Source organism: uncultured Gimesia sp., assembly GCF_937919775.1.
GTDB lineage: Bacteria > Planctomycetota > Planctomycetia > Planctomycetales > Planctomycetaceae > Gimesia.
This window is the reverse complement of record NZ_CALFPF010000762.1, coordinates 1-4,941: the sequence shown is the minus strand read 5'-3', so window position 1 is coordinate 4,941 and position 4,941 is coordinate 1. Positions and strand designations below refer to the sequence as shown.

Here is a 4,941-nt window from a genome sequence, read left to right as displayed (position 1 = left end):
AATTCCATTCCGCATTGATAAAATACAATTTCGAATTGTACCCTAACAAATTTTTATCCTGTAGTGAAGCACATGAATCAACTCAATCGTTTTACACAGATTTTCCGACAACTTGTCTGTCTCTCAGGAACAATATTCTTTCTTCTGAACGGCGCGGGAAACCTGTCGGCTGATGAGAAACCCGGTAAAGCCTCCGCAACCGATAAGGCTTCAGCAGACGCGCAGCAGGTTGCCTTGTTAAAACTGTTCGTCAGCGAACTCGTGCCGATTACTCCCGGCAAAGGGATGTTCCCGAAAACCTTTCAAATGGGCTCTGAAAAAGGTGAGCCAGCAGAAAAGCCTGTTCATACGGTGACATTTGGGTCGGATTTCTGGATGAGCAAGTATGAAGTTCCTCAAGATCTGTACGAGACGGTCATGGGGGAAAATCCCAGTCGCTGGAAAGGTCCACGCAACGGGGCTGAAATGTTTGACTGGCGCACCGCGAATGCGTTTTGTGAGAAACTGACGGTTCTGTTACGGAAAGCAGCATTCATTGCCGCCGATGAGGAAATCCGTCTCCCCACCGAAGCCGAGTGGGAATACTGCTGTCGGGCAGGCACATCCACTGAATATAGTTTTGGTGATGACGCACAAAAACCGGGAGATGCAGGCAAACTTGCTCGAATTCTGGATGAATATGCGTGGCATACCGGTAATGCGGCCGGCAATGATCCCCCCGTGGGTGCTCTGAAACCGAATCCGTGGGGATTATATGACATGCACGGATACCTTTGGGAGTTCGTCGCAGATCCCTGGCACGATAACTATAAAAATGCTCCCGGGGATGGTACTGTGTGGGGTGCAGGGGCTCCGGACAGCTCACGTGTGATTCGAGGAGGAGCGTGGACTGATCGCCATGATCGTCTCAGATCTGCATTTCGTACAAAGGTGGCACCAGCAACTTCCAGTCCTGCACTGGGGTTACGTTGTGTGAAAGCAAAAGTGAAAAAATCGGAAAACTAGGCTCTGCGAATTGCAGGGGCGTAGCAGCGGTGATACTCTTTTACATAGTTCAAGAGGCTTTCGACATGAAATCTGGTTTTGACTGATTAAATGGAGTCTGGCTGGCATTGAGCTAGACGTGCGTTTCAAATAGTCCCTGTTATTTTAAAGTATGTAATTAGGCGAGAAGGTTCATCTCCCATGAGTTCAGAGCAACCATCAACTGAAGAAATCAAAACCAGCGAAGAAGCCTTAGAAGCGAAATCATCGGCTGATCAGGCTGCTGAAATTCCCGTCACTGACGAAGCTGGTATGAATGAAGTCGCTCCCTCCGCCAAGATGGAAGAACCTCAAGCTGCGATTACCCCGGAATCTGCACCCGCCACAGAAAACAGCGGTGAAGAGATTACCATTGAATCTTCGGCATCGGAAACGCAGGAGCCTGCGAAAGCAGAACGCAAAGTACAATTGAAGCCCACTGTGGATCCCGCACAGTTTAAGGCGATTCCCTCAACCGGTTCCAGTGTACCCGTTTTGCCACAAAGCTCCGGCAATGAAGAAGCAGACAAAAAAATAGAAACAGACAAAAAAGAGGAAGTGAGCCGGGAAGTACTGGAAGAAGCAGCCATGTTGCAGATTGCACAGGCAGCGACCCCCATCGATATCCCGCCCGAAGTGGATGATATCGGCGATGATCTGGAAGCGGAACTGGCTGCAGCCTTATCAGGTCAGGGAGCAAAGCAGCTTCCCAAAACTCTGAGTGACGAAGAAGTTGCAGCAGAAGAAACTGCGGAAGATATCACGTTACCTACACCCGCCGCCGCAGGCCCCTCGGGTAAGTTGGAAGAGGGACTGGCGGAAGGAGATCGTCTCAAAGGGAAAGTGGAGTCGATCAACAATGACGACGTCTTCATCGACCTGGGAAACCGGGCTTTGGGGATTCCGGGCATTATTCCGCTGAGACAGTTCGGCGAGAAGACTCCGGCGATTGGTCAGGAAGTCGACGTCAGAGTGACCAGTGTCAAAGAAGCAGAAGGGCTGATTGTACTCTCATTACCACGTGGGCGTCACAAGCCGGCAGGAGACTGGGACGCCGTTGCTGCCGGACAGATTGTGGAATGTATGGTGAATAAATCAAATAAAGGGGGCCTTGAAGTCAGTGTTGGAAGTCTGAGGGGCTTTCTGCCGGCCAGTCAGGTTGACCTGTATTTCGTGGGCGACCTGGAACCGTTTGTGGGTCAGAAAATGACCGTGCAAATTACCGAGGTCAATCCGAAGAAACGAAATCTGGTGGTCAGTCGCCGGAAATATCTGGAATCGGAACGGGAAGAAATTCAGAAAGACTTGTGGGAAAAACTGGCCGTCGGTCAGGAACTGACAGGTATTGTCAAGAACATCAAGGACTATGGTGCCTTCGTTGACCTGGGAGGCATCGATGGTTTTCTGCACATCGGTGAGATGAGCTGGAACCGCATCAAACATCCCAAAGACGCGCTGACCGAACAGCAGCAGGTGAATGTCAAAATTCTCAAAATTGACCGCGAGAAAAACCGGATCAGTCTGGGCATGAAGCAATTGCAACAGGATCCCTGGCAATTGGCAGAAGACCGCTATACATCAGGTGCATCTGTTACAGGAAAAGTCACACGTACCACAGAATTCGGCGCGTTTATCGAACTGGAGCCGGGCCTGGAAGGGTTGATTCATATCAGTGAAGTCGATCACCGTCGCATTAAGAGGGTCACCGAGATTCTGAGTGTCGGACAGGAAATCTCTGCCAAGGTACTGGAAGTCGATCCCAACCGGAAACGAATCAGCTTGTCCCTGAAAGCGATGACCGAGAAACCGGAAGAGGCTGTGGTCGTCGAAGAGCAGGCAGCAGCCTACGAGCGAAAACACAAAGGGCCACTGCGGGGCGGCAACGCCGCTGATACCGCTGGTGGCGGCGGTGGTGGTTTGTTTGGTAATCCCACTGATTACAAGTAACTGAAGCTCATTTCTACTGCATCAAAATCAAACAACGGAGTCTGTCTTTTCGAGACAAACTCCGTTGTTTTTTTGGTAGATTGATTTTAGTGTTTTGAGCACCACGGGTTCGAACAGTAATCGATTACAGGTCGCTGCGATTTTGTGAAACGCGCTCTGAAAAGATTCACTCAACAGGCTTGCGGCTGTTAAACGACGACTGATTCCAGCAGCATTCTCAGCTTGCGCAGTTCCAGTGCGCGATCCACGTCACCCAGTAAAGCAGGGATGATCTCGACAGAAAGGAACTGATGATATTCCTGACGTTCAAGCATGCTGATCAGGCGGCTGTAGTCGATTTCACCCAAACCAACCGGAACCTGCAGTTGATCTCTGGTGGAGTCCCTGAGGTGAATGTGACACACATATGGGAATACCAGATCATACGAAGTGTTGCTGTAAGGTCCGCAGGTATAATAGCTGGGATCGAGTGTGATCCCTAAGCCTTTGACCGACTGGCAAAGTTCCGTCGCCGTCCGGGGATCTTCCGTCAACTGGCCGGTCTTGGTTTTGATCGAAAGACAGATGCCGTTGCGGCTGGCAATTTCCAGTAACTGCTTCAACCGGTCAATTTCTGAATTAAACGGAGTTCCCATTGGAGAAGCGGGAATTGTGATCTGAGCAATCCGCAGCAACTTCGCCGCTTTGCACAGCGATTGAAAGTTTTTTGGACTAATATCGTTTTCCAGACAAAAGGCAATCGGCGTGAGCCGGGTGGCTTCTCGAAAACGTGAATTGAATTCTTCCGGTGACTGGGCAACTTCTGATGGCTTGAGGTGATCACTCTCTTCATCCATCCAGATCTCGATTTTGTCAAATTCCAGATCCGTTAGCCGTTCACAACTTACCTCAAACGATTCATCGGAAAAACAACGTGATGATGCAGCTACAAACACGCCGAACACTCCCTTGTTGGCAAATAACAGTTCAGAATGAGCTATTCGTCACTGACTATGTCTTGCCTAAAAAACTCAAACTTGAAAACAACCCACTTTAACTATTTTTTGCAGATCAAGTCATAGAGTAGGATACTATGATAATCTATCCCGGTTTTAACGATTCTGCAAGGTCGATCAGTTTTGATTATTACAGCGGTTTTCCATTTCTTGGGGATTTTAACAATTGTTTGGTCTCTGTTGGCCGATAAAACAACTAAGTCTCAGGTGATCAAGGAGTGGTCTGCCCAAAGGCGAAAATTGCACAATTTCTATCGGACAGAATCGACACTCAATTGTAGGTAGTATCACAGTTTCAGGCTGTATCTGTTCATAATCAAGAATTCAGGGGGAAGGGAAGCCAATGAAGCCTCATTTTTTATGTAGTATGGCCGCTTGTTTGATTCTACCGTTATGCGTAGGGTGCACAAATAGCCAGGTTGTACGGGGTCAGTCGGGCGACAGCGAATTCATGATGAAGCAGCAGGCTGAGATGGTTCAGTATCAGCAACTCATGCACAAGCAGTATGCAGGCCAGCAGGCACCCATCCAGCAGATGGGACATAATCGTCATGGCGCTTATTGCCCACCTGGAGCCGGCTGGAACAACGGACATAAAAATGTCTATCAGCAAAACTGCCGCCCCAGAAATTACCAGACATACAAATACAACCCCCCGGCAGCAGTGTACCCACAGCAAAACCAGCCTCTGGGGGTTGTGCAGTATCCTTACTACACACACAAAGGACCAGATGACTTCTTTCTAAAATAAGCAGGCATCTTTCTCCAGCGAGAAATCGAACCAGGAGTTGACTGAGAATTTCCTCAGACGACTCCTTTTTTTTATGATACTGTCAATGAATCTCGCCCCCCGTCCGGTATATAATTCCGGTAGCGTCTGCCGAATACCCGGCAGAGAACTTTTAGAAATCTCGAAGTAGTGTCCTCATCGATTATGAACTCCAGCAATCCTGAAATCGAGAATGCAGTCAGAGTG

At 49.0% G+C, this 4,941-nt stretch carries 4 protein-coding genes; 3 read left to right on the top strand and 1 reads right to left on the bottom strand.

Features of this window, described 5'->3' with window-relative positions; genetic code table 11:
- Window positions 1–72: 72 nt before the first annotated feature.
- Both Q0294_RS21600 and Q0294_RS21595 read left to right on the top strand, forming a co-directional pair.
- Window positions 73–1,005 carry a formylglycine-generating enzyme family protein gene (locus Q0294_RS21600; protein ID WP_299469590.1) on the top strand — a complete coding sequence of 311 codons (933 nt, stop codon included), beginning with the start codon at window positions 73–75 and terminating at the stop codon, window positions 1,003–1,005.
- A 180-nt stretch (window positions 1,006–1,185) separates the two neighbouring features.
- Window positions 1,186–2,970 carry a S1 RNA-binding domain-containing protein gene (locus Q0294_RS21595; RefSeq protein ID WP_299469588.1) on the top strand — a complete coding sequence of 595 codons (1,785 nt, stop codon included), beginning with the start codon at window positions 1,186–1,188 and terminating at the stop codon, window positions 2,968–2,970.
- Between the two features lie 188 nt (window positions 2,971–3,158).
- Here the strand turns inward: Q0294_RS21595 and Q0294_RS21590 are convergent, their stop codons facing one another.
- Complete coding sequence (locus Q0294_RS21590) at window positions 3,159–3,905, bottom strand: sugar phosphate isomerase/epimerase (protein WP_299469586.1); 747 nt, start codon at window positions 3,903–3,905, stop codon at window positions 3,159–3,161.
- A 511-nt stretch (window positions 3,906–4,416) separates the two neighbouring features.
- Here Q0294_RS21590 and Q0294_RS21585 point away from each other — a divergent pair.
- A complete protein-coding gene (locus tag Q0294_RS21585) occupies window positions 4,417–4,716 on the top strand; it encodes a hypothetical protein (protein ID WP_299469584.1) in 300 nt (99 codons plus the stop codon).
- Window positions 4,717–4,941: the final 225 nt, after the last annotated feature.

What these genes read in the sequence shown, in the direction of transcription:
- Q0294_RS21600 (WP_299469590.1), top strand. Translation starts at nt 73, where the DNA reads ATGAATCAACTCAATCGTTTTACACAGATTTTCCGACAACTTGTCTGT.
- Q0294_RS21595 (WP_299469588.1), top strand. Translation starts at nt 1,186, where the DNA reads ATGAGTTCAGAGCAACCATCAACTGAAGAAATCAAAACCAGCGAAGAA.
- Q0294_RS21585 (WP_299469584.1), top strand. Translation starts at nt 4,417, where the DNA reads ATGATGAAGCAGCAGGCTGAGATGGTTCAGTATCAGCAACTCATGCAC.